Genomic DNA, 25,870 nt, shown 5'->3' on the forward strand with positions numbered 1-25,870 from the left:
TACCCCAACCGGCGCGGCCGGGTTCTGCTCAACATCGCTCTCGGCTCCTTGAGCCGTTGCGGGCCTGGGCAGCGGCCGCAGGATGTGCTCAGCCGGTGTGTGGCGGCGGCCCTTGCCCAGCATGAGCAAGAATGCGCTCGGCGCCCGGAGAACCGGCTCGGGAGCCTGTCGCGCACCCCACTGTCGAGGAAGTCCTGGTCTACGCGGCCCGAATCCTGCACAGCCGGCATCACCGCTCATCCCGGCAGCGCCGTGAGCCCACCCCGGGCGCTGCAACTTGCCGGGATGGCAGCTAACACCGCAGACCTCACTCATCACTTCTTTCCCCCTTTCGATACTTTTCTTCTCTTTCGCGGAGTTCTTGTTGCACACGCCTACCGACGAACAGACGCACGCTGCCGACGTTTTCCGGGCCGGTCACCATCTCGTCCTGCAGGCCGGCGCCGGGACAGGGAAGACCAGCACGCTCGGCCTGCTCGCGGTCGGCACCCATCGCCGCGGCCGCTACCTCGCTTTCAACAAGAACATCGCGCAGGACGCCGCCGGCCGCTTCCCCCGCACGGTGCTGTGCAAGACCGCCCACGCCACAGCCTTCGCCGCCGTGGGTCACCGCTACACCCGCCGGCTCAACAGCCCCCGCCAGCCGGCGTGGAAGACCGGCCAGGCGCTCGGCATCACGCGTCCGGTCCGCATCGGTGATCACGAGATCAGGCCCCGCGTGCTCTCCCACACCGTGCTGCGCACCGTCACCCGCTACTGCCACTCCGCCGACCGCACTCTGACCCGCCACCACGTGCCGCGACTGCGCGGCCTGGACACACCCGGCGACCATGCCCAACTTGCCGACGAGGTCATGCCGTTCGCGACCAAGGCCTGGGCCGACCTGCACAACCCCGATCAGGGGGTGGTCCGTTTCGAGCACGACCACTACCTGAAAATGTGGGCCCTGACCGAGCCGAAGATCGAGGCGGACTTCCTCTTTCTCGACGAGGCCCAGGACACCAACCCGGTTCTGGAGGAGGTCTTCACCGCCCAGCGCGGCCATGCCCAGCTCGTCATGGTCGGCGACTCCGCGCAGGCCATCTACGGCTGGCGCGGGGCCCGGGACGTGATGACCGGCTTCGACGCCACTCCTCTCACACTGACCCGCTCCTTCCGCTTCGGCCCGCTGATCGCCGAAGAGGCCAACCGGTGGCTCACACTCGCCGACGCCCCCATCCGTCTGACCGGCACCGACACGATCGCGACCGAAATCGGCAGCCTCGACCGGCCGGACGCGGTGCTGTGCCGAACCAACATCGGCGCCATGGCCGAAGTCATGCGCCTGCTCTCCACCGGCCACCGCGTCGCGCTCACCCGAGGCGGCCAGCAGCTGGCCGCGCTCGCACTCGCGGCCCGCGACCTCAAGGACGGCCGCCGCACCTCCCACCCCGAGCTCGTGCTCTTCGCCGCCTGGGGCGAACTGCAGGACTACGCCGCCCACGACCCCGCAGGACGTGACCTTCAGCCCTTCGTCGACCTCGTCGACACCCACGGACCCGACGCCATCCTCGCCGCCGTCGACCAGCTCACCGACGAACAGCACGCCGACGTCACCGTCTCCACCGCCCACACCGCCAAGGGCCGCGAATGGCCCACCGTCAAGATCGCCGACGACTTCCCCCCGCCCAAGGACTCCGACCAGCACGGCGCCCAAGGCCAGCCCATTCCGGAACCCGTCAGCGACACCGACGCCCGCCTGGCCTACGTCGCCGTCACCCGCGCCCGCCACCAACTCGACCTCGGCGGCCTCTCCTGGATCAACACCCACCCCACCGCAGAGAGCGCGGGCTGAAGCCCGCGCAACGGGTAGCGTCATGGCCTGCGCAGGGGTTACGCCCGGCTCCCCGCCGAGCAGCAGGCCCACCGGCCAAAGGAGGTCACTATGACATTCACGTCTGCGGAGCGCGAGGCGATCGCCGCCCACTCCGCCGCTCTGGGCCTGTCCGCTGATGAGTACATCCGTCAGACGGCAGCCGACCGAGCCCTGTCCTGGCAGCGCGAGCGAAACCTTCCACGCGATGGCACAGCGACGCGGCTGCACCGCCGACGAGCTCGTGCAGCGCGGAACCCTCACCGACAACAGCCTCTAACCAGCCCGCGCCCATGGCCGCCGGGGCAAGCTGCCACGCGAGAGGTGCGGCTCGTCCGACAAGGCCACTGCCGGTGGCTGTCCCGCCTGTCCAGCCCGGTTCGCGTGCTCCGCCTTGCCCTCCGGCAGAAGGCACTGCTGACTGCCGCGCCCCGACCACACGCGTGAGATTCTCTATCGATGAAGCTGGCCTCGCAGGTCAGCAAGGGGTCATCCCCACGTGAGTGGGGGTCTCTCCACGGCCGCACTACCGGTGGCGTCACCACCTGTTTGTTCCCCACGCGGGTGGGGGTCCGCCCTCAACGAACGCGGCCAGCCGGCTGCTGAGCAGTAAGCGGGCGCCGGTCGAGCACGGCTTCGTGGACGTAGACGGGGCTCCGGGGCAACCGGACCGTGTGATGCGTTGGCTGGGCGGGCTGGTCCATGTTCGCCCCTCCGGGAGGGTGGGTGTGCCAGCCGCTCCCCCACGTTGAGGGTCACCGGGCGTTGGAGTATCGCTGGTGGCTGCCGGTGCCGCACCGCCAGCTCCGGTGGCGGTGCGTATGCGCCCAGACGCCGGGGCGGCGCTTCAGTCGGTGTGACGTTGGGTAGGGTCGAGGCGGCTGAGGACGGCGCGCACGAGGTCCCGGCTGTAAGGAGGGAGCGGTGTTGCCGCCTCGTGCGGCGTGGGCGGGTTCGTCGGCCCCGTGCTACCGGCCCCCTTCGTGGCGGGGCCGCCGTGCTGTTCCCGGAGCAGGTAGGTGATTTTGGCCCACTGGCGGAAGTTGCCGTGGCAGGCGACGTCGTCGATCCACAGCAGTTCGTCTGCGGGTACGTCCGCCCACAGAGGGTGGTACTCGGGGATGACGGTGAGGACTTCGGCCGGGGTGAGGGGCTTGTAGCGCTGCCAGACGAGGATGCGGGAGTCCAGCGCCGGACGGTTCTTGATCTTCTGATAGCAGGTCTCGGCGCCGACTAGGACGACGGCGAGGCGGGTGTCTTCGTCGTCCCAGAGCTCGCGGATGAATTCGAAGGCCCGGGTGTCCAGCCACTGCGCTTCGTCGACAACCAGGACGCGCGGGGTTTCCGACAGGGCTTCCTTGAGGATGGCTTCGCAGCGGGTGGTGTTGAGGGGCGCCTCGCCGGGCAGGTCGAGCTTTTTGTACAGGGCGGCGCGCAGGGCCTGGATTTTGGCGGAGCCGACTTTGATGCGCAGGGTGGCGTGGGGGGCGAGGTCGTCGAGGTGGCTGTTGACGGCGAAGGTCTTGCCCAGGCCGACGCCGCCGTGGACACACATGATGGCGCCTTTGCCGGCGTCGGCGTTGAGAGTGGTGACGAGGTTGGCGTAGGTCTCTGCGCTGGCCTGGGTCAGCATGGCGCGGGCGCCGGGTAGGCCCATGTAGTGGTAGTTGGGGCCAGTGGTCGGCTGGTTTTCGGGCGTGGTCGGGTGGGTCACTGGGTGTCCTGGGGTTTGGGGTCGGGCCGGGGCTTGGTCCAGCGGGCGGAGTCGGGCTGGGGCCGGTTGAGGAGGTCGGGCCGGGCCTCGGCGTGCAGGTGACCTTCCGGTGTCTGCAACTGGCGTAGCTGGGCGGCTGCCTGGCTGGCGGTGAGCCGGTTGAGGGGTTCGGGCGCGGCGGCGACGCTGGTGGCGGCGTAGCGAGGTGTGGCGTTTTTGCGTGCTCGGCGGGCTTTGGCGGCGTAGCGGTCGGCTTCACGTCGGCGGGCGTTGTGCAGTGCACGGGCTTGGCGGGGGCTCATTTCGTCGCTGCGGAAGGCGGGGCCGCGGTAGGTGAGGGTGTCGGCGTCGTAGAGCTCGACGCGGTGGTAGTGGTGGGGTTCGTGGCGCAGGCGGACCATCTCGCCGGCGCTTGAGTGGCCGTGCATCCAGTCGCCGACGTAGTAGGCGCTTTTCCAGCGGACGCCCTTGCTGGTGATCTTCCGGGGTGGGCCGGCGTCGGTGAGGGTGTAGGTGTGCAGGTCTGCGGGGTCGAGGGTGTCGATGGGGGTGAGGTCGGCGTGCCAGGCCTGGGCGGGGGTGCGCCGGTGGAGGCGGGCGATGGTGTGGTCGTTGTTCCACCAGTCCACCCAGTCGAGGACGATGGTGATGAAGGTTTCGTAGTCGAGGAGTTCGTGAAGGGCCCACAGGGGCTGGCCTCGGCGGTCGCGGCGGCTTCGGGGGGTGTGGGCGTAGCCGGGCAGTCCTTTGAACAGCATGTGCTTGGCGGCGCCGTTGATGGCTTCGACGGTGCCTTTGAGGTGGGGGCTGTAGGGCGGCAGGACGATCAGTTCGGTGCCGAACTTTTTGAACGCTTCGTCCACGCACTTGCCCAGGAAGTCGCGGCCGCGGTCGGTGCGGATCTTGCGGGGGATGCCGCCGAAGGGCCGGTGGTGATCAGTGCAGAGGATGGCGTCGCGGGCGGCGGCCAGGATGGCGTCCTGGCGGGGCTGGTGGGGGGTGATGGCCAGACCGCAGATGACGGCGGTTGTGTGGTCGATGAACCAGGTGATCCAGGGTTTGCGGCGGCGTCCGTCGATGTTGACGAAGACGCTGGCTTCGACGTGGTCGGTCTCCCATACGTCGTTGCGGTTGCCGTGCGGGCGCAGGGCGTGCACGTCGTGTCGGCGGCGGGCGGCTTCGCCTCCTCTGAGGGCGGCACGCTGGCCGGGCGTGAGTTCCCGGTCTACGGCGCGGTAAAAGGTTGCCTGGGATACACGGGGCGGGTTGCCAAAGATGCCATCGCCGACGAGTTCGCGGTAGGTGCCTGCGGCGTTGCCGTTCCATCGGGCCAGGGCTTCGTGCATGGCCGGGGTGAGGGTGAAGTGGCGGCGACCTTGGGGAGTGTAGGTGCCGTTGTGGGTGGTGGCGTTGTCCATCCAGCGGCGCACGGTGCGCCAGTGGACGGTGAAGGCGGCGGCGACGGTACGCACGTCGTAGTGGGTCAGGCGTTCGGCATTACGCAGGCGCAGTAGGCGGCGTACGGCGGCGGCGCGCAGGGAGGTGGTGTCGTAGAGGCCGTCGGGTGGTGGTGTGGCGGGCACGCGTCGGGGTCTTTCTGGGGTGGTGGACGTCGGGGCGCGGGTGGGTCAGGCGGGGGCGAGGGTGAGCAAGCCGGCGCCGTAGGGCTTGCCGCGGCCGATGCCGGTGAGCAGGGCGTGGCTGAGTTGGTCGGGGTCGGTGATGGTGGCCAGGCCGTCGAAGCGGGTCAGTGCGTGCATGGGGCCGGGAGAGTGGGCTTGTTCGCCGGGCTTGTCGGCGCGGCGGCGTGCGCGGGGGAAGCGGGCAGGGGTGATGTCGGTGCTGGCCAGGGTGAGGCCGGCTTGGTGGGCGCGGCGCTGCCACCAGGCGAGGGCGTCGTCGCCGTAGAGCGCGACGATTTTCCGGCCGTGCTTGTTGTCGACGGGGTGGTGGTCGTCCAGGACGCGGCGGGCGGCGCTGGCGTTGGCGGTGATGCGGTAGCGCACCGCTCGGCCGGGGGTCAGGGCCTGGAACATGGGGTGCAGGGGTCGGGTTTCGGCGGTGCCGTAGTGGTGGGGCAGGCGGGTGAGGTCGGGCGGCTGATGGGACTGGACGAGCAGGGTGGGCGGGGTGTCGTCGGTGCCGTCTTCCAGGCGGAAGAGCAGGCCGGCCTGCTGCCGGGGGTTTTCGCCGAGGTCGTCGGGGACCAGGAGCATCACGCTCTTGTGCAGGCTGACGGCGTCGGCCAGGTCACGGCGGGCGGCCGGGCTACGGCGGTTGAGGCGGATGCGGGTCAGTGTCGCTGTGGTGGCGAGGGCGTCGGTTGGGGTGCTGGTCACGGGGTGGCGTCCTGGTGGATGTAGGCGGTCAGTTCGGTGAGTGCGGGGGGTGGGGCGTACAGGGCGGCGGGCAGTTCTTCGGTGGTGTGCCAGGTACGGCGGGTCTTGTGGAAGCGTCGTGTGGGAGTGAAGTCGTGGGGGACGTCGGCGACTTCGCGTTCGCTGTGCGCGGCGGGTACGTGGGAGGGCGGGTGTTCCCAGACGAAGGCGACAGGCACGGTGGCGGTGCTCGGTGGTGTGGTGAGGCTGAGCGGGACGTGGTGAAGGAGTTCGCCGATGGGATCGGGGTGCGGGCCGCCGAGGACGAGGGGTTCATTGGGGAGACAGGCGCGCCGGCCGAGGTAGGGGCCGAAGGCGGGTTGTTCGAGCCGCTTCAGGAGGTGTTCCAGGAGCGGGTCGGGTCCTTGGACGGCGAGGGTGAAGACGGCGTCGGCGAGGTAGACCCGTTCGGTGATGAGGGTGGACTTCTCGCGGGGGCGGTAGGCGCCGCTGCTGGTGCGCAGGCCCTGGCGGTGCGGGCGGCCGCCGCCGACGGTGTGGTAGTCGGTGTGCCGGGTGCCGGGGCGGTCGATGCGGACGGTGAACGTCAGGTCGGTGTAGGGGGTTTGGCCGGCGTCCGGGTCGGGGGCGAGGGCTTCGTTGCGGGGGCGTGCGTCGGCGGCGGCGAACAGGCCGATGAGGGCTGAGCGGGATGGAAAGGGGAGGGTGTCGCGGTAGTGGAAGGCGGCGTGCTCCCCGAACGACATCAGCGGGGCGGCAAGGCGAAGCAGGATGCCGTTCATACGAGGGTCCCGGTGGGCAGGGCCGCGTTTTTGGTGAGGGCGTCGATGAGGTCGTCGAGGCCGGCGTGCGCGATGCCGAGGTGGTCGACGGGGCCGGGGTGCAGGGTGGCGTAGCCGCAGCCGACGAGGCGGCGGGTGCCCAGCAGCCGGTTCAGGGCGCCAGCATGCTCGGACAGGGCTGTGATGGCGGGAGCGGTGTAGCCGCCGCCGGGCGCGTGCTTGACGGGCTGTTCGAAAGCGCCGGCGTAGGAGACGGGGCGGCGGTCACGGATCGTGTAGTGGACCAGGTGGGGGTAGGTGTGCGGGGCGGTAGAGGTCTTCTTCGCGCCGGGCATGACGTCGATGAAGGCGTCGGCGAACAGGCCCAGCAGGTGCAGGGCCTGTTCGTGGTCGCCGTTTAGGTTGCGGGTCAGTTCGGTGAGGTTGACCGTGGCGTAGCGGTAGAGCAGGCCGGTGGTGAAGAACGCGGTCTGCAGGTGGGCGCTGCCGGCCTCGTTCGGGGCTGCCCAGTCCTCGACAGCGGTGAAGTAGTCGGGCTGGGGTGAGCTGGGGTGGACGGTGAAGGCGGGTGCCATCTGCACGGCGCCGTCGACGTGGGCGTCGGGCACCTCGGCGAGCATGCGGCCGAAGAGGTTGATGGTCGCGGTGCGCCGGCGGATCACGGAAGCAACTTTGGGTGTGGGCAGGACGGCCTCCGCCTTGGGCTTCTTGCGGGTGCCTTTGGCCGGGTCGGTCTGTGCGGCGGTTTCCTTGGCGAGGGCTTCTTCGAGGTGCGGGCGGTGTTCGGTGCACAGGTCGGTGAGGTCGTCGAGGACGTCGCGCGGCAGGTAGAGGGTGGCCGAGGTGATGCCGCGCTGGTTTTCCTCGGTCTTGAGGCCTTCCGTGGTGGCCGAGCGCACGATCTGGGTTCCGGCGAAGGCGGCCAGGTCGGTGGGCCAGCCGGCCGCGCGCAGGGCGTCGGCCACCCGTAGGGGCAGCATGCGGGTGCGGGCGGCGTGCTCGTCCAGGACGTCCTCCAGGCGCAGGCGCACGGCCCGCTTCCAGGACTGCGAGGACACCAGGGCGCGGACCACGCCGCCCAGGTTCAGGGTCTTGGGCAGGTCGTCCTCTCCTCGGTTGAGGAGGGAGGCGGGCAGTGGGTGCAGGATGTGGAAGTCGGCGTAGCGGGCGGGGGCGTAGGCGGTCATGTCACTGCTCCTTGGACGTCATGGTGTGCAGGGTGAGGAAGTAGTTCTCGCGCCAGCGGGCCGCTATCTCGAGTTGGTCGTCGTCCCACCAGGCCAGGTCTTCCAGCAGGACGGCGAAGTCGAGGCGGGCGGCGCCGCGGCTGTTCAAGTGGCCGGTCAGCGTCCACAGCCTCGGGTGCAGCAGCGAGGTGTCGAGCCGGGTGAGGGTTTTGACGCGGTTGGTCATGGTGGCTTCTTTGAAGCCGTAGCGGGCCACGGCGATGGCGAGGTGGGTGCCGAGATCGGGACGGCGGCGCCAGGGCCGCTCAGCCGTGCTCGCCGCCGGTGCCGGCCCCGACGGGTCGGATGCCGGAGCTGTGTTCGCGGTCGGTGTGGTGGCGGCGTCCTGGTCCTTGCCGGGGGTGGGCTGCTCCGGCTGGTAGGGGCCTTCTTGGTGGGGCAGGTCGCGGTGCAGGGCGATGAGTGAGGCCACGGTGTAGTGGGCGCGGCGTGCTCCGAAGCCGGCGATGTGCCGGGTGAGGTGCTCTGGCATCCGGGAGCACTCTGCGACGGGCCGTCCGAAGCCCGAGTTGAGGTCGGCGCGGATGCCGTTGACCGCGCACAGGGTGATTACCTGGTGGACGAAGTCGTCGTAGTGGGCGCGGCGTTGCGCGGTGGTGACGGGCATAGGGGCGGCAGCCTCCGGTAAGGCGGCAAGAAAGAGTGGGCAGGGGGATGTGGTGAGGGCGGGTCAGCGGCTGCGCTGGCGTAGCTGGGCCAGGGCGGTGGCGACGGCTTCGGCGGCGCGGAAGTGCTGGGCGATCGCCGGGCGGGTGGCGGTGCGCAGGGCGTGGATGGCGTCCGCGGCGAACGCCGCGCGGGCGCTGCGGTCGGGTTCGTTCAGCAGGTTCCAGAAGGTGGCCTCGGCGCGGGGCCAGTACAGGGTGCGGGCGCTGCGGGTCCAGGGCGGCAGGTGGCGGGGGCTGCCGGAGTTGGTGGTCTGCTTCCAGGCGTCCTGGGAGAGGCGGTCGAGGTGGGCGCCGATCTCTTCGGCGGCCTTGCGGCATTCGGCGATCCGCTCGGCCGCGGCCGGGTCGCATTCCTGCGTCCAGGGCCAGATCGGCGGGGTCAGGGCCGTGTACCAGGTGCGGTTGGTGGTCTTGCCGTCCTGGTCGAATCCGTAGACCCGCACCCGCAGGGCGGCGCGCAGGTCGGGGGGCAGGTCGTTGAGGGTCGTGAAGGCGTCGGGCCGCTGGACGGTGTAACGGCCCTTGCCGCTCTTTGCCTGTGTGCCCTTGCGGTCGTCCTCGTCACCCGCCAGCAGCAGCGCGTCCAGGTCACGCCACAGGGCCCGGTCGGCGTCCGCGCGGCGTGGTCGATGGCGTCGGGTGACCGGTTCTTCCGCATGGACGTGATGGATGAGGTACGGGTCGAGGGCCGGGAGTTTTTTCTGGGTGGCCCAGGTCAGGTAGGCGTCGGTCACGTGGCGTCCGTCCGGTGCCGGGATGAGAAGGACGGCGTGACGCGAGCGGCCGGTCAGCAGACGGCCCGGCGAGGACACAGGCGGCGGAGCGGCATCGGGGTCCGGGCCCTCGACGGGGTCACCGTCGTCGGGGTCGGGGTGGGGCAGCGGTTCCTCCCACGGGCAGTGGTCCACTGCGTCCGGCCAGGACGGGTCGGGCTTGGGGATGCCGGCCAGGAGGGTCTCGTACAGGGTCCGGCCCAGGGGGTGGAAAGACAGACTCGAGCGCAGCGGGCCGGCTTTGGCCCGGTTGAGGGAGCGGCCGCCTACGGTGCGCACGGACCACTGTCCGGCCGCGCCGTAGTAGTGGTGGATGAGCATGTGCCACAGCGCCTGGGCGCTGGGCACCGGCTGCGGGTCGCTGTCGGAGTGCGGGCTGAGCCAGGAAAGGTTGTTGCCCTCGGGGCGGCCGAAGACCAGCTTGTTGACGCCGGCGCGTTGCGGGCACTGGCTGGCCAGTCTCGGGTCTTGCAGGAACGGCCGCGCCGGGTGGAACAGGTCCCAGATGTAGGCGTCGAAGTAGGCATGAACGGCGTCGGGGTCGAACCCGGCGGGATGCGCCAGTAACTCCCTTCGGCGGGCAGCCCACTGACGTGCCGTCATGCGCCGCTGTCCTCGTGCGTCCAGGCCGCTGACCCGTGCGGCCATCACCACGAGCAGGCGCAAGACGGCAGATGCCGCCGGCGGCACGGGAAGTGCCAGGTCCTTGATGAGGTGGGCGCGCAGCAGCACGTCCCGCCACCCCAAATCCTCCTGGCGCCCGTCCGGGAAGAGGACGGGAATACACGGTTCTTTGTCAGTCTCAAAATGCGGGGAAGACACACAGGATCCATTGCCGGGTGCGAACAAAACAGGGATTTCGGGAAGACTCGCGCGCCGGATCGGGAATTCTGCACAGACCAAGGCACCAGGGGGCGCACCAGGGCGGCAGGAAAGGAAAGGAAGGGGCAGACGGTGCGGGCGCGGGCCGGGTCAGGCCACGCCGACGTGCCGCCCCTGCACCACGGGGGCACCAAGGGTGCGGTGCACACAGCGCAGCAGGCAGGGCGCGCGAGACCGGACTCGAACGTCAGTCCGGCTCCGCGTTTCCATATTAGCCATAGACGAGCAGCTTCCGAACCACATAGTCCAGCCGACAATTACCGGTCGGTGCCCCTTTTTTGAACGTACGTCATTTCCGGACCGCACTCCTCAATCCGTTCCGACGGCGCGACGGCTGTCGCTTCTCATTTCGATGTCACTGCCGGTTCTCGCGCAGATGTCAGGCATTTCTGTCTGGTCCCAGCCGCGGCAGGGGGCATCGGATGAGGAGCCCTGGCGGCCTGGGATGAGAATTCGCGGCCTTCTGTCTTCTGGCATCGCGCTGCTGCGTTCCTCGGGCAGGAAGGTCCGGCCTTCCCTGCAACGACGATGCCCGTGAGGGGAGTTCGGGCGGGCGGCGTGAGGCGGGAAGCGGGAAGCGGTTCAGTCTTCGGTGTGGACCAGTCCCAGGGCGCCGTCGAGGTGCAGACGGTGCCGGCCAAAGCGCACCGGCCGGGAGGGATCGCCGGCGTCCTGCGGGAGCAGGACGAGGTCGGCGAGGAGGGCGTGGCTGCGCCAGGAGGCGGGGATGTGGTGGTCTCTTGTGCGGCCGGCGACCCAGGCGGCGGGGACGGGCAGGGTGTGCTGGAGGATCGTGCGGATCTGGGCGGTGGTCGGTTTGCGGTGCTCGGGCAGCGGCCGGGTGCCGGCCGCGTCCAGAGTGAGGCGGCCGCCGGACATGCGGTAGACGGGCAGGAGGCGGCGGGGCATGGCGCCCAGGCGGGTGGCAGCCTCGCGGGGGTGCAGGTTCTGGCGGTGCAGATCGGACAGCGAGAGGGTGTCGCGCCAGGCCGGAACCAGGTGCAGCAGGCTGTGGTGTTCCTCGGTGCGGGTGCGGGCCTGGTGCAAGGTGTGGCTGCGGCGCAGGGCGGCATCGGTGCGGGCCAGGGCGTCGGCGTCTCCGTGTACGGCTTCCACGAGCTGCTGCACGTCGTCGGGCAGGGTGAGCGGCTGCTCGGGCCGTCGGGCGAGATAGGCGGCGGTGGCGAGCGGCAGGAACGGGGAGCCCAACTGGCGCCAAGCGGGCGGCAAGAGGGTGCGGCCGCGATGGTCGGTGGGCTCCAGGACGATCAGGCAGGGGCGACCGCCGGACAGCCAGTCGGGCCGCTTGATGTGGTCGAAGCGCCACAGGCGGCCCAGGCGTTGCAGGAGGGTGTGCAGGGGCGCCAGGTCGCTGACCATGACGTCGACATCGATATTGAGGCTCATATCCAACAGGCTGGTGGTGACGACCACCAGCCGCCCGGGGCGCTCGCCGGCTGAGGCCAGGGCGGTGCGGATACGGCGGGTGAGGGCCTCGCGTTGGTGGCCGGGCAGGCGGGCGTGCAGCAGGAGCAGCTGGCCGTCAGGGCCGCCGTCCGGCCAGTCGAGGGTACGCAGATGCGTGTAGGTGGTCTGGGCGTCGGCCATGGTGGCGCAGTACACCGCCGCGCAGCCGCCGGAGCGGGCGACGGGGGCGATCTCCTGAGTGATCCGCTCCAGGCGGCTCTCCCGGGCGGGTGTGTCCTCGGGGTCGGTGCAGGAGGAGTGGCGCACGGGGTGGAGACGGATGTCGGCACAGCGGCGGTGGCGGTCGGCGTGGGCTTCGGCCGCGGCCGGGTCGATGCGGGTGAGGGAGGCGTCCGAGGCGGCGGCGTAGAGCCAGCCCGGGTAGGGGGGCCGGCAGTCCAGGTGGGCTGTAGCGGGGTGCGGGTGGCCGGCGCCGTCGAGATAGCTGCGGACGAGCTGGCTGCTGATGTGGCCGGGCAGGGTCGCGGACAGCAGCACCACGGGGCAGCCCATGGCGCCGAGCCAGTGCAGCAGCCGGGACAGCATGCGGCGCATGAACGGGGGCAGGGCGTGGACTTCGTCGACGATGACGGGCCGCCCGCACAGGGCCAGCATGCGCAGGGCGCTGAAGCGGACCGGCAGGACGGCCATGAGGGCCTGGTCGTGGGTGGCGACGGTGAACTGGGCCAGCAGGGCCCTGTCCCAGCCGCGCAGCCAGCCGTCGGGCACCGTGACGCGTTCTTCGGGCCGCTCCCCCGCGGCCAGCTTGTCATCGTCGCCGACGTCTCTGTCGGGCCAGTAGGCGTCGCTGGTGGAGGGTTGGTGGGCGGCCAGGCGGTGGTCGGTGTAGGCGGTGTTGTCGTAGCTGTGGCTGTGGACCAGGGAGACCGGGGCGTGCTCGGGATGGTGGGCCGCGACGTAAGCCTCGAGCATGTCGTAGGCGGCGTCGGTGGTGGCCATGGTCGGCAGCAGCCACAGGATGCCGGCCGTGTCCCCGGAGGCGTTGAAGATCCGTGCTGCTTCCAGCGCGGTGACGCTCTTTCCGCCGCCTGTGGCGTCGGTGACCACCAGGATACCGGGCCCCTTCTCCCCCACCACGGCGGCGAGTTGCCCGATCACCGAGACCTGCAGGGCGTTCGGCCGCTCCAGGCCGCCGTGGGCCTGGGTGAACGGCACCTGCGGCAGGGTGATGCGGGCCAGCCCGGACTCCTCGACCACAGCGGGGGCGTCCCGGACGGCCTGGGCAAAGTGCTCGCCGGCGCCGAAGGCGGGCGCCTGGGCCTTGGGCAGCCAGTAGTGGCGCTGGCTGGCCAGCCGGTCCGCGATGATGCCGATTCCGGTGATCAGCACAGCCGCCGGCACCGACACGTCCGCGGGCACCGCGGTGGCGCCGGTCAGATGGCGCAGCAGAGCGAAGTAGCGGCGACGCAGATCCTGCCAGACCGGCCCGCCCAGGGCGAGGTTGACCCGGGAGGCTTTGGCCGCACCGCCGATGTCGACCTGCAGGAACCGGCCGTGGTGACCGCCCAGGATCTGGGCGACGAGCACTCCGGGGCTGTCGGAGGTGTCCGCCGGGTAGCCGGCCTCGGCCAGCAGGTGCAGCACACTGTGCATGGACGCCCGTTCGTGCGGCATACGCTGCCAGTCACGGATGTCCGCGCGCAGGGTGTCGCTGACCCGGGCCCAGGGATACGCCTCCTGTTCCTGGAACGCCGACAGCTTGCCGAGATCGTGCAGGCCGGCGATGAACATCACCAGACAGCGCGCCTCGGCCAGCGTGAGCCCCAGCCCGGCGGCGATCAGCCGACGCTGACCGCGGGTCAGATACCGGTCCCAGACCACGCCCGCGAGCGCCGCGACATCCAGCAGATGAAACAGCAACGGATACACCGCCCACGCGCCGCGGTCGAACTTGCCCCACGGCGTCAGATCGATCCCGCCGCGCCGGGCATCCTCCCGCACCCCCACCGAATGCTCCCGCTCCGCTCTACGTCAACCCACCCTGGAATCAGGGGTGTTGCACCTATCCTGCCGCATGCAGAGCATCTCCCCCGGCACGCGTCCCTGGGAGGGCAGGGTGTAGCCTGCGATTCGGATCTCACCAGTTTCCTCATCTTGTGAGGGTGCGCCCCTGCTGGTCATCACGGGCCGCTCAGGGACCTGTCTCCCCACACGCGTGGGGATCCGCCATACAGCAGGGCGGCCAGCTGGGCGATGCGCGGCCTTCCCCACACCGGTGGGGGTCTGCCCAGCTCCTCGCGGCTGCCGAGGAAGTAGTCCGGCGTCTTCCCCACGTACGTGGAGGTTCGTCGGTGAATTGCGCACACCCGGGCCAGCCCGCCTTGGCTCCCCACACACGTGGGGGTCTGTCCAGCACGCGGGGAAAGACGGGATACCAGCGGGGTGCCCTCCCACGTGCGTGGGGGTCGTTCCCTGGCTTCGGTGATGATGGACGCGCTGTATCCGCTCTCCCCACACACGTGGGGGTCAGCCTTCGGTGGTGAGAGTCTTTGCAGTGGCGGCAGGCTTCTCCTCCTGTACGGACGCCCAGCCGGGCTGTGGAGCGAGTCTCCCCGCATGCGGGGGGGGGGCCGTCGCCCCGCTCCCACGACCAAGGACGTGAACGCGCGTCTTCCCCACATACGTGGGGGTCTGTCGCGGATCGCTCTGGACGAGAACCGGCCCATGCTGTTTTCCCCACACGCGTGGGGGTCTGCCTCACTTCATCGCCGCTGCGGAGCATCCCCGCACTCGTGGGGGTTCATCGTTCCGGGGCTGGGCGCGTCTGACCGCCCACGGGAATCCTCTCCAGTCACATGGGGGTCTGTCCGGCCCAGACGACACCGCACTGACGCGCCGACACTCTTCCCAACACGCGTGGGGGTCTGCCTCCCGTCGTCGAACAGATTTTCCTGGGCCAGCGGTCTCTTCCCCACGTGCGTGGGGGTCTGTCCAGGGTGTTGATACTGCCGAAGGTCCGCTCGACGTCTTCCCCATACCCGTGGGGGTCTGTCGAACCTTTGACCGCGCCCGGCGTCACGGGCGTTCAAAGCGCCCGCTCCAGGTCGGCGTTGACCGGCAGAGTTGAGGTTGGCGGATGGTGACGAATTGCCGGTCGGGCAGGTCGGTAATGGGTGACGCAGGCCGGAGCGAACCCCGACGGCGGATCACGTGGGAGGCAGGGCACGGGCCGGGGCGAGGAAGTGCAGGGGATCCCAGATGACCGATCGCCACTCCCCCGGCCACGGGTCGGGCTTGGGATAGGCATGGTCGTCTTCTTTGACCCACCGCAGGGCGGCGGTCACCCTGGCGCCGTGGGAGTGGTCCAGGCGGACCGTCACCGTGCAGGCTGCGGGCATGTCATGGCCGATGGCGAGGATGTCGAACGAGGCAAGGGGGAACGGTTCATACGCTTCCCGCACCTTCCCCACAGCGTGGGGGGCGTTCCCTCCTTCCCGCTGCTCCCCTCTACCTGGGGTAGGCTTCCTCACGCGCCGTGGGGGTCGTTCCAGCGGAGGCACGTCGGCCCCGGCTTCTTCCCTACACACGGGGGGCTGCCCCACAGCTCGCGGCCCAGTCCGTCGTCACCGGGGGTCCCTCACACGTGAGGGTCTGTCGATCGGGAGCGAGGGGTACGAGTACGCCGCTGCCCCTTCCCCACACGCGTGGGGGTCTGTCATCGTCCAAGGTGAGGCCGACGGCGGGGTTCACGGCTTCCCCCCGCACGTGGGGGTGCGTCCTGCAGTACGTCACCGTTCTCGCCCAATCTGCCGTCTTCCCCACACGTGTGGGGTCGTTCCACCCCGTAGTCCTTCTGCATCTTCTTCGCGATGCCTTCCACACGCGTGGGTTCACCCCGGTGTCCTCTCCCCCCGGGGCATACGGAGAGGAGTCGGTGAGGTCGTGGCTGGTGCAGGCCTGGCGTTCTGCGCGCGCCGAGTTGCACCGGTCCCTACTCTTCGTTTTCGTATACCGGCTCGCCTGGGCGCTGCGGTAGCCCGTGACTGCAGGGCGGTTTTGCTGCGGCGAGGCCGTCACGACTGCGATAGGCAGGGATGATGGGTGCCGCCGGGGCCGGTCACGATCGCTTTTGCTCAGTTGCCGGTGTCACCCGTTTGACCGGCCTGTTCGATCCAGGCTGGCGGGATGAGTTTGCGGCCGCCGCGCCAGTTATGGCGTACCGATTCCTGGAACCACGGCTCATCCAGGTTTGCATGGTCGGAGACGATGATCTGGAGGTCGGGGGCGAGTTCGCGGGCCACATCGTGGATGAGGCGGAACAGGCGCGTGACGGCTGCCCGGTCCGTGTCGTCCTCGAGGGTTCCGGTGGCCTGGTCGACTTCCGAGCGGTACCAGACCTGGGTGGGCTGGTCCAGCATCAGGATGCGCGGGACTGGGCGGTCTTGTCGGGTGAAGTAGCGGTGCAGGGCGAGGTGGACGATGACGTGGTAGCCGACCCAGTTCTCCCCGCTGCCGATGCGGAAGAGGGGGGCTGGTCCTTGTTCGGTGTCGGTGACGACGGTCAGCCGGCTGAGGTCCAGTCGTACGCTCTGCCCGCTGTGTTCGAGCTGGAGCCGGTCAGCCCAGTCGGTCATGTCCTGGCTGATCGCGACGAGACGTGACGTGAGCTGCTCACGTTCCTCGTTGGGGTCGAGTTCGGCCGTCAGCGCCTCGATCCGGGCCTGTGCGGTATCCAGTAATTGCTTCAGGCGGGCAACTTCGTCGGCCGTGCTGGCGGGAAGGGCGGCAAGGCTTGCGTGGATGCGGCCGCGCATGAAGTCGCGGCGGGAGGCGTCAGCGAGATCGTCGGTGACGGCGCGGGCGGAGACGAGGGACTGCAGGGTGCTGTCGACGGTGCGCAGAGACGCCCGAAGTTCGTCGGCTCTTTCGTCCAGCTCGGCCAGAGCGGCGCGTCGGGCTGGCCGGGCGGCCTCGACGCCCTGCAGCTGAGCATCGAGTCGCTCAAGGCTGTGGTGGAGTTCTTGGGCCGTCGGATCGGGTTCGCTCATCGCTGACCCGCACAGGGCACAGACCGCGGAGGGGTCCTGGTCGCCTTCCGGTCGCACGCCGAGCAGGTTGAGGCTCGCCAGGCGTGCCGTCTGGGTGCGGACGGCGCCAGCGTAGTCGCTGGCTGAGTTGTCTTGTTGCAGGAGCAGTTCGCGTTCCGCGGCCACGCTTTTGAGGCGGGTGCGCAGTTGGTCGCGTTCTTGTTCGAGTGCGGTGCGGCGGGCGGCCGTCTGCGGATCGGCGGCCGCCGGCACGGGGCCGGCGGTCACCGCGGCGTGCAGGGCTGCCAGGGCTGCGATGCGCTCGGGCTGCTCCTCGGTTTCGACCATGCCGAGCGTGAAGGCTTCTCGCCACAGCGCGGCGAGTCCGGCCTGTGCCCGTTGCGCGCTCTGGAGGGCCTGCTGGTAGGCCGTGTCGGCGGCGCGCACCTCGCGCCGGGCCGCCGCGAGCTGGGCTCGTCTGAGTGCCTGGTCGCGGGGGACGGCACCGAGAAAGTAAGGGATGGTGTCTTTCAAGGTCTGGGCCATGAACTGCTCGCCCTGGCGGTGGAAGAGGAAGCCGGGGTCGGCGATCTCGCTCTGGCGCTGCAGGCAGAGCAGGGCGGCATGACCGATGTGGGCTTCCAGTGCCTGGCGGCTGGATCCGGCTGCAGGCTCGTGCAGGTTCTCCTCGATGCCGATGCGGCGGCCGAGCTGCTCGCGGACCGCATTGGTGTCGGAGTTGACCTCGAGCTGCTCGTAGTCGAACGGTGCGAGGTCTGCGCCGAAGGCGAGCATGGCCTGCTGGGTGGAGGCTTTGCCGGCCTTGGGGGCGGGGCGGGCAACGAAGGCGCGGCCGCTGTCCAGTTGGAACAGAGCGGCGTACCAGGACACGGTGCTGGTGATGGGTCCCACCGGCATCTGCAGGGTGTCGCGTCCCAGGCAGGATTCGACGATCTCGAGCAGGGCGCTCTTGCCGGTTTTGGACTCGCCCGTCACGACGTTCAGGGCGCCTGGGGTGAATTCCAGGATCTGCCGGTCGCCTGTCTTGCTGTAGAGGATGATCGCGAGCAGTTGCACCCGGTCAGGGTGCCACGCCAAGGACGGCAAAAACAGTCGCCGGGCTGTCAGCTTTGGCGAGCCAGCGCCCTACCAGGCTGGCCTTGCGCAGCATGTGGTCGAGTTCGTCGGGCGTCTTGAATCCGCGTGGTCTGCGGTAGAGGGACCTCACACGGCCGTCGGGCTCGAGGGTCAGGGCGTGGTGGGCCAGGCCGAACCGGGTGCCTTCCTTGACGGGTTCGGCCAGGGCCTGGGCCCGGGCGGGGAACCCGGCCCGCAGGACGGGGTTCTTGCCGATCCAGGCGCCGAGGTGGGTTCTGGTCGAGGTGGGCAGGGCGTTGCGGGTGGGCTGGTGCAGGACCATGGGGGCGGTCACGAACCCCAGGACCCAGGGCATGGCCTGCTGCGTCTCTTTCTCATGGCCCTGGGCGGCGCTGGCCAGGATGGCCGCCATCAGGGCCGGGTTGAGCATGACGGCGGAGATCGGGGAGCGATCACTCCATGCGGTCATGCTCATCTCCTCGTCGCGGTGGCAGAAGGAGGCGGCGGCGTCACGTGCCCACCTTCAGCAGGTTGGCGATGCGGGTCTCGAAGTCGGCGTGCCAGCCGATCTTGCCAGTGTCGGCGAGCATGTGTCGCTGACCGCGGGCGAAGAAAGGGTCGTTGTAGCGCGAGCGCACCGCGAGGCTGGTCTGGCCCAGGAGTTGCCGTAGCAGTTCCTTGCCGGCGATCTTCTTCGCGTCGTCGTCCGCGTCGTCGTCGAGGGAGTCGAGCATCCACTCGAACTCGCGCTCCCACTCGTCGACGAGCTCGTTCTCGAACCGGGTCAGCTCGGCTGCCCCGATGAGGTCTTCTTCGAGCCAGCGCACCGAGTGGGTGTAGGCGCGGTAGTAGTCCACGATCGCTTTTTGCAGGTTGCGCGGCGGGTAGGCCACCCAGTGCATCTGCTGCACGAACGGGTGCATGCGGTACTTCTGTTCGAGTTCTGGCGCATTGACGTCCGCGAGTTCCACCAGGGTGGGCAGGTTGTCGCGGGTGAACTGGTCCCGGATGTCGGCGATCGCCACCTTGGCGTCGCCGACGTCGATGCCGCGCTGGCGGCCCTGCAGCAGGGCGAGTGCCGTCTCGTCCCACCACTGCCAGACCATGGCCAGGAACAGGTCCTCGTGACCGGGTGGCAGGGCCCAGTGCAGGCGTTCCTTGACCTGGCCGGCGACGTCCTGGATGTGGGGTGAGCGGTCGATCACCCGGATGCGGGAGATGAACGTCAGCCTCTCGGCGTCGCCCAGACCGAGGAACTGGGTGCGGGCGGTCTCGGTCAGCTGGGCCGTGGACGTGCGGGCGACATGCTCCAGCAGGCGCTTGGCCTCTGCTTCATTGCGGCTGCGAGGGCACAGGGCAGCGACGGCCGTTCCCTCCGCGGCCGTCTCGGTCGTCACCAGAGCAAGCGCTGGGCCAGCGGGGTCGGACGGACAGGCTTCGTCCATCCACACCTTCAGCGTGCGCCACACGTCCGTTGCCGTATCGGTGAGCGAACGGTGCTGCCCGATGTGGTGCTTGACCTGGAGGAGTTCCGTGGCCGTCCCTTTTCGTTCCCACGCCACGTCGTCGTAGAGCTCCAGACTCAGCGCGGCATCGGGTCTGCTGGCCCCGTTCTGCAGCAACTCGACCAGGGCCCACCAGGTCTGGTGCTGGTAACCGATGGCATTCGGAGCAGCGCTGTGAGAACCCTTTCCCATGACGTGCAGTCTCCCCCTGGCCCGGCACAGCGTCCACACGCCATGCCAGCTCACATATCGAATCTATGTACGATATTGTCACGGGTTCACGGCGGGCTCGTCAACGTCGTGCCGGCGCGACTGAGCGCCCACAGCGGTTGCGGACCCTCTTCCGTGACAGCTACGACCGGTTCCGGAGCCTCCGCCGGGACTCGGGCCGGCCATCGAGTGCAGCGGTCAGCCGTGCTTCCCTTCGACCGTGACGGAGACGTCGTCGTGCCTGGCGCGCCTGCCCCCGTCCACTGCGACACCGCGCACGACCACGCCGCCTACGTCGAGCCCAACGTATGAGTCCGTCACCGCCTGACACCCACCCGCGGCCTCGTCTGATCAGAACCAGCACACAGGACACGCCGGGTGGTCCCGGTGCAAGCCAACTTCCGGAGCCTGTTCTGGGATCCTGCCAGGCAGGGCATTCCCCAGCTGTGCAGTGGCGTCCTGTACATCACCACCAAGAACGGCAGCCTTCACGCGATCCGCCTCGATGACTCCGTATGACCGCTGTAGGCCATCGCAGCGCCCGATCGCGCGCTCGTCGCGCGCCCTGAAGACTCAGAATCCAAGAGGCGGATCACGCGGACGCTTGCTGGCGGACCTCGATCGTGCTTGCCGGCACACCCGGGCACTCCGCGCCCCGACGCCAACTGGGGCGGCTGAGCTGTCCGGGGCATGTGTCACGAAGGTGAGCGGTGGGATGTGGCGTTGCTGACGTCTGTCCCAATCCGGTGCCGTTGTCGGTTCGACCGCGATAAGACAGGGAGCCGACAGCGTAGGGAGCGAGCATGAACGCGGCGCGGCTGGTTGTGGGCTTCCTCGGCGACGCCTGAATTCAGCCGCCACTGACACTTCGGCGGCCTCAAGCGAGAAGCGACCATCGCCCCCTCAGAACATGAGTAAAATCCACTACTGACGCTGATGAACTCCGCAGGTCAGCAGGGGCCTTCCCCATATACGTGGGGGTCCGTCCGACCAGCTGAACAAGAGCGCGTTCAGTCTCGGTTCTTCCCCACGCACGTGGGGGTCTGTCTCCCGCGATCTACAGTGTGCGGGCAGCCGGATGGCCTTCCCCACGCACGTGGGGGTTTCTCTCAGGTCTGGGATGCCGACCACGTGCAGACCCCGCCTTCCCTACACATGTGGGGGTCCGTCCACGGTGACGCCTCCCCGGTCGTCCAGCCGCGTCACCTTCGCCACGCGCGTGGCGGCCAAGCAATGATGCAGGTTGTTCCGGCCTCTCACCCGTGTCGAGTCGATCCTCAGGCATCGCCTACAGCTCTCGCCCCACAAGACCAAATAAAACAGCAGGTCATGCGGTTGGCCCCCATGGCCTTCTCAATTCAGCGCGCTGGAGATTCTCACACCATGTCACCAAGACTTCTCACTCGACGTCACCACCTCTCCGTCCTGAACAGCAAAGACACGTGACACCCAAATGAGAACTGCCAGTGACACCGAAGTGAGAAGTCGCACGCTGCAGCCGCGCTCATCGGCAGCATCCTGGTCCTGCTGCCCACAAGCTCGGCCCTGGCATCCTCCCCGGCCCAGGCAGCACCGGCAGCGAGCGCAGCCCGCGTGCCCGGGCAGGCCCAGGCCCCACCGACAGCCGAGTCCGACACGGCCGCAGAATCTGCCGCGCTCACGTCGGCATCCCGCACTTCGTACACGGTGCGAGAGACGCGACCCGCGGAGAGCCTGTGGACCATCGCCGAGCAGCAGTTGGGGGACGGAGAACGGTGGCGGGAGATCGCCGCCCTGAACGAGGGCCGCACCATGGCCGACGGACAGACGTTTCGGACGAACAGCTTTCTGCAGCCGGGCTGGAAGCTGGAAATGCCCGATGCGGCGGCGTCGGCGGCAGGCGTCCGTACGCAGTTGGGTGACGGTGTCCCGGCTGCCGACGAGAAGGGTGAGCACGTCGTCACGGTCCACTCGGGCGACTATCTGTCGAAGATCGCGGAGGAAGAGCTCGGCGACGGCGGCGAGTGGCCGGAGCTGTTCGAGGCCAGCCGGGGCAAGCCACAGCCGGACGGCCTGCCCGTCATTTCCGACCCGGATGTCATCTACGCGGGGCAGCAGGTCACTGTGCCCGGCCCTCAGCCTGACCATCCGCCCCGGGGAGCTGCCCAGGGCGATGAGGCGGGCGGCCAGGAGCCCACTCCCCCGGCCACTCAGAATCCCGACGGCAAGCAGAAGCCGGGCGACGGCTCGGGGGATGCACAGGCACCCGCGCCCAGCCACACCGCAACGCCGGCACCGCAGTCGTCGGCCCCCAGCGCACCGTCCAGTCGCCCTGCCGAGCGGCCCGGGCAGGATCAGTCCTCTCCGTCCTCCGCGGCGTCCGCGACGCCCGAGCCCAGCGCCAGCGCCTCGCCCTCTGCCGCCTCCCCGTCGGCGTCAGCGTCGGAATCGTCCGGCTCGACTGCCTCCTCCCCTGCCACCCCGGCGCCCGAGACCCCGGCGACGGCTCCGACCAGCAGCAGTCCGCTGAACCTGCGCATCGTGCTCGGCGCCGGCGCGCTGCTCGCTGCCGCCGTCACCGGTGCGCTCGCCCTGCGCCGGACGCTGCAGCGTCGGCGCCGCAAGCCCGGCGAGAAGATCGCCATCGCAGCGGAGATCTCACCGGCCGAGGCCCAGTTGGCGGCGGCCGCCGAACCGGGCGGAGCAGCCCGCCTGGACGTAGCGCTGCGGACCCTGGCCCACCACGTGGCCCCGCAGGAGGCGAACGACGCGCTCCTGCCACCGCTGCGAGCCGCACGGATCGGGGCCCGCGCCATCGAGGTGCTGCCCGAGGACCTCGCCCAGCAACCGGTGGCGCCGTTCGCTGCCGGACGGGGCGGCTGGTGGGTCCTGGCCCCGGACGCGGTCCTCCTGGACGAGGAGGCCGCCCGCGAGGTGCCGGCACCGTATCCGGGACTGGTCACGATCGGCAGCACCGAAGCAGGTGACCTCTTGCTGTTCAACCTCGCCCAGGTGCCTGCCGTACTGCTGGACGGTAACCCGGTCCATATCAGCGAGGTGTGCACCTCGCTCGCCCTGGAGCTCGGGATGAGCCCATGGGCAGGTGACGTTGAAATCGTCACGATCGGGTTCGGCGAGGACCTGCCGCAGCTGCTGCCCACCGCGCGGATCGCCCACATGCGCCAGGCCGCGCATGCACTGCGCGATCTGAGCGAACGGCTGCTGGAAGCGCACCAGATGCCCGAAAACCAGCATCAGCCGTACCTGCTGCTGTGCGCATCCACTCTGGACGCGGACACCGCCTGGGAGTTCGCCGACGTCATTGACAAGGCCGGGACGGTTCCCGTCACCCTCATCGCCCCGGCGAGCACGTCGGCCGCGCACTTCCCCGAGGCGGAGATCCTCAATGCCTCCCTCAGCGAGCCGCAGACCCTCGACCACGCCGGTACCGACATCACGGTGCAGCGCCTGGAGCATGCTGCCTACCTGCAGATCACTGCGGCGCTCGCCCTGTCCGGGCAGCCTGCCGAGGAAGCTGAGGGACCCTGGCAGGAGGTTCCGGACGAGTTCGACGTAGTGGCACCGACCGAGCGGGATCGCACGGAGGAGGCCGCGGCCCGAGAAGCCGACGAGGACAGCGATGCTTCCTCATCGACCCCTGTTGCTCAAAACGCGGGTGATGGTGAGGTGTTCCCGGCTCTGCTGGCGGCCACCGCCGATCCGTCATCACTGCGGCTCCTGCCCGGCACACCGGCCGACAGCCAGACCGACGGCGGCGAAGGGGAAGCTGCTCCAGCAGCCACAGGGGCGTCGCAATCCGATGTGGCGGACAGCGAGGCTTTGGCGGCTCAGCGCTCCCCCGCCCAGGAGGCGGACCACGCCCAGGCCCGCGACGACGACTCCGGCGCGCACGACTTCAATGCGCCGGAGATCCGGGTGCTGGGACCAGTGGAGGTGGACCGGGTCGGCACGACCGGCCACGGGCCACGCATCGCCCAGCTCGCCGCGCTCATGTTCTTCCGTCCCGGGCGTACCGCTGACGCGCTGTGCGCCGACATGGACCCGCTCAATCCCTGGTCGGTGAACACCCTCAACGCCCGGCTGCAGGGAATGCGTCGCGCCCTGGGCAACGACGCTGCCGGCAACGCCTATGTGCCTCGCCGCCGCAGCGGCGACGACCCCTACCTTCTCTCCCCCGCCGTGCGCTGCGACTGGACCCGGTTCCTCCAGCTCGCCGAGCGCGGCCTCCCGCAGGCGGCGGCGGGTCTTGCGGACCTCGAAAAGGCGCTGTCGCTCGTACGCGGCCGCCCCTTCGGCACCCGGCCGCTGCCGTGGGCCGAGCCTCACCAACAGGAAATGATCACGCGGATCATCGATGTGGCCCACACGGTGGCGGCCTACCGCACCCCGGCCGGCCCGCACCATGACCTCAGCGCCGCCCGGCAGGCCATCGCGACGGGGCTTGAGGTGGACGAGACCGCCGAGCTGCTGTACCGGGACTGGATGAAGATCGAAAGGGCAGCCGGGAACCGGTCCGGTCTGCACATGGCGATCTCTCGCGTCCAGCACGTCAACCGAACACTGGACTGCGACCTTGAGCTCGAGACCGAGCAGCTCATCCACGAACTCCTCAACCGCTCGGGCACGACAGCACGCAAGGCCCTGTAACCGTTGGTATACGGGCCGCGCGGTACACGCTCCTCGCTGCGGGAAACATCCCGAGCCGCGTAGGCAAGCAGTTCACTCAGGCCGCTTCGTTGGACGCGGGCGGCCGTGCACGCCACTTCGCGCGTGTTTCCCCGTACGGGCTGCGCAACCACGCACACGTGCCGGGCCAGGCCGACGTCCAGGCCGACAACTCCCCCATCATGGGCGCGTCCGGTGACGATGACCGGCCCGTGGATCGGGTCCAAGGCGATGCGTCGGCAGACGCTCGCCAGCACCCATGCGGTGATGATCTGCGCGAGCCCGATCGCGCGCCCGTCTCCGTGGATGTGCAGGAGAGCCCGCCGCTGGTACACGCCTTGGTCAACCGCGCCGGTCGTTCCGATGTGATCCCGGATCGTGGAGTGCGCACCGGGCCCGGGCAGGTCGAGTTCCGTGACGGTGGTGCCGGGGGCGACGCGCAGTGCGCGCACGGGTCCTCCTGATCCCGGTGACGGGTGCGCCGCTCGCAGATCGCTGTGCGCACTGACTGCGCCATGAGCATCCCGGCTGCGAATGCTGAGGTGACCTGCGGTCTCTCGATTGCGCAGCTGTTGGCGCTGACCGGATCAGTGTTGCGCAGTGACCAGCAGGGCGCGGCTTCTCACTTCTGTGACTGCGCGTGGTGGCGGATCAGTGCATGCCAGCGCCGCTCGAAGTCGGCGGCTTGCCCGGCAATGTAGTCGGGGGTGAGGGGCTTGTTGTGCTGCGCAGTGATCCCGTGGGCTGCGCACTCCTGCGCAATTGCGTCGAGCGATGGGGTTTCGTTGCGCACTCGCTGCTCCGCCCAGACGTTGTAGACACGGAAGGGCAAGAGGTAGCGGCGCAGGGTGGATGGGCTGACCGGTTTGCCGCCGCGACCGCTCATGCCTTTGTTGCTTGCGAGGTAGGCGGAGAGCTGCTCGGCCCTGGGTTCTTCGCCGAGTTCGGTCTGGTACTGCGTCCAGGCGAGGTAGTAGCGGTCGACGGTGGTGAGCGCGGCGGGCTCCCCGGTTGCGTCGTCTTCGCCCGACGGGTCGTCGATGGCGGCACTCACCCTGGGAGTGCGCTTCTCCGTGGCGGGGTGTGCGCCCGCGCCGGCGGCTGTCTCCTCGTACCCGCCTTCGTTCGGGAGGGGATCGTCAAAGGGCGTCTGTGGGGCGGGCTCGGCGGCTTCCCCGTCGGCGTGCGGCTCCGACTCGTCGAACTCGCGCTGCCGGAAGGTGGAGACGAAGACCTGAAGGTCCTCGCCCGTGATGGGCTGGCCGTTGGCGCCGGTGATCTGGTCCCGGTCGTAGACGTACGTGGCGAGGGCGGCGGCATCGGGGTAGGCCCCGTGCTCCTGCGCGTGCGCGAGCCAGGCGTTGTAGAAGTAGTCGCCCCATCCGTCGTCCGCGTCGGGCGGGGCTTGGGGTTCGGTGCCGTTCTCAGCTGAGGGAGTGTGGCGCTGCTTGAGGAGCTGCAGCAGGGGTTCGAGTTGCGCGTCGGACAGTGGCCCGCCGGCCGCGGTGGCGATGCCGTACTGGTCTTGGAGCCATAGAGCGAACTGCGCGCTCGTGGGCTCACATCCGAAGGCGGCCACCCAGGCCTGATAGGCGTCGGTGAGGTGTTGCGCGTTCCCTTCGCCTCCAAGGTCGTGCGACCGCTCCGGGTGCGCGGCAGGCGCCTGCTCCCCCGCCTGCG

The 25,870-nt window shown here is 69.5% G+C and carries 15 protein-coding genes and 1 pseudogene; 2 read left to right on the forward strand and 14 right to left on the reverse strand.

Annotation, left to right across the window (positions count from 1 at the left end; translation table 11 throughout):
• Positions 1-364: 364 nt before the first annotated feature.
• Positions 365-1,834: a UvrD-helicase domain-containing protein gene (locus ACIHCM_RS34600; protein WP_399905019.1), complete on the forward strand. Its 1,470-nt coding sequence runs from the start codon at positions 365-367 to the stop codon at positions 1,832-1,834.
• A gap of 865 nt (positions 1,835-2,699) precedes the next feature.
• On the opposite strand, the gene ACIHCM_RS34605 is transcribed toward ACIHCM_RS34600, so the two are convergent.
• The 13 genes from ACIHCM_RS34605 to ACIHCM_RS34665 form a co-directional block, all read right to left on the reverse strand.
• Positions 2,700-3,566: an AAA family ATPase gene (locus tag ACIHCM_RS34605; RefSeq protein ID WP_399905022.1), complete on the reverse strand. Its 867-nt coding sequence runs from the start codon at positions 3,564-3,566 to the stop codon at positions 2,700-2,702.
• The gene (locus tag ACIHCM_RS34610; protein ID WP_399905025.1) at positions 3,563-5,149 is read right to left on the reverse strand and encodes a Mu transposase C-terminal domain-containing protein; all 1,587 of its coding nucleotides are present in this window, start codon (positions 5,147-5,149) and stop codon (positions 3,563-3,565) included. Before ACIHCM_RS34610 ends, ACIHCM_RS34605 begins: the two co-directional genes overlap by 4 nt.
• A 45-nt stretch (positions 5,150-5,194) precedes the next feature.
• Positions 5,195-5,905: a type I-E CRISPR-associated protein Cas6/Cse3/CasE gene (gene cas6e / locus ACIHCM_RS34615; protein WP_399905029.1), complete on the reverse strand. Its 711-nt coding sequence runs from the start codon at positions 5,903-5,905 to the stop codon at positions 5,195-5,197.
• Positions 5,902-6,687 carry a type I-E CRISPR-associated protein Cas5/CasD gene (gene cas5e / locus ACIHCM_RS34620; RefSeq protein ID WP_399905032.1) on the reverse strand — a complete coding sequence of 262 codons (786 nt, stop codon included), beginning with the start codon at positions 6,685-6,687 and terminating at the stop codon, positions 5,902-5,904. Before cas5e ends, cas6e begins: the two co-directional genes overlap by 4 nt.
• The gene (gene cas7e, locus ACIHCM_RS34625) at positions 6,684-7,874 is read right to left on the reverse strand and encodes a type I-E CRISPR-associated protein Cas7/Cse4/CasC (RefSeq protein WP_399905035.1); all 1,191 of its coding nucleotides are present in this window, start codon (positions 7,872-7,874) and stop codon (positions 6,684-6,686) included. The genes cas5e and cas7e overlap by 4 nt, the downstream gene beginning before the upstream one ends.
• 1 nt (position 7,875) lies before the next feature.
• Positions 7,876-8,541, reverse strand: coding sequence for a type I-E CRISPR-associated protein Cse2/CasB (locus ACIHCM_RS34630; protein WP_399905038.1), 666 nt, complete (start codon positions 8,539-8,541; stop codon positions 7,876-7,878).
• 63 nt (positions 8,542-8,604) lie between these two features.
• On the reverse strand, positions 8,605-10,197 hold the full coding sequence (gene casA, locus ACIHCM_RS34635; protein WP_399905041.1) for a type I-E CRISPR-associated protein Cse1/CasA: 1,593 nt from the start codon (positions 10,195-10,197) through the stop codon (positions 8,605-8,607).
• Positions 10,198-10,839: 642 nt separating this feature from the next.
• A complete protein-coding gene (gene cas3 / locus ACIHCM_RS34640; protein ID WP_399905044.1) occupies positions 10,840-13,692 on the reverse strand; it encodes a CRISPR-associated helicase Cas3' in 2,853 nt (950 codons plus the stop codon).
• Between the two features lie 173 nt (positions 13,693-13,865).
• The gene (locus ACIHCM_RS34645) at positions 13,866-14,018 is read right to left on the reverse strand and encodes a hypothetical protein (RefSeq protein ID WP_399905047.1); all 153 of its coding nucleotides are present in this window, start codon (positions 14,016-14,018) and stop codon (positions 13,866-13,868) included.
• An 873-nt stretch (positions 14,019-14,891) separates the two neighbouring features.
• Positions 14,892-15,146 (reverse strand): hypothetical protein, encoded by a 255-nt coding sequence (locus ACIHCM_RS34650; RefSeq protein ID WP_399905051.1) that lies wholly within the window; start codon positions 15,144-15,146, stop codon positions 14,892-14,894.
• A 672-nt stretch (positions 15,147-15,818) separates the two neighbouring features.
• The gene (locus ACIHCM_RS34655; protein WP_399905054.1) at positions 15,819-17,789 is read right to left on the reverse strand and encodes a DUF3732 domain-containing protein; all 1,971 of its coding nucleotides are present in this window, start codon (positions 17,787-17,789) and stop codon (positions 15,819-15,821) included.
• Positions 17,790-17,793: 4 nt separating this feature from the next.
• On the reverse strand, positions 17,794-18,279 hold the full coding sequence (locus ACIHCM_RS34660; RefSeq protein ID WP_390747192.1) for a three component ABC system middle component: 486 nt from the start codon (positions 18,277-18,279) through the stop codon (positions 17,794-17,796).
• 40 nt (positions 18,280-18,319) lie between these two features.
• A complete protein-coding gene (locus tag ACIHCM_RS34665) occupies positions 18,320-19,507 on the reverse strand; it encodes an ABC-three component system protein (RefSeq protein WP_399905058.1) in 1,188 nt (395 codons plus the stop codon).
• Between the two features lie 1,704 nt (positions 19,508-21,211).
• Here ACIHCM_RS34665 and ACIHCM_RS34670 point away from each other — a divergent pair.
• Complete coding sequence (locus ACIHCM_RS34670) at positions 21,212-24,172, forward strand: hypothetical protein (protein WP_399905061.1); 2,961 nt, start codon at positions 21,212-21,214, stop codon at positions 24,170-24,172.
• 640 nt (positions 24,173-24,812) lie between these two features.
• Here ACIHCM_RS34670 and ACIHCM_RS34675 read toward each other — a convergent pair.
• Positions 24,813-25,870: pseudogene (locus tag ACIHCM_RS34675) on the reverse strand (hypothetical protein); the annotation flags it as partial.

The sequence above is a fragment of the Streptomyces sp. NPDC052023 genome, assembly GCF_044548465.1.
Lineage (GTDB): Bacteria > Actinomycetota > Actinomycetes > Streptomycetales > Streptomycetaceae > Streptomyces.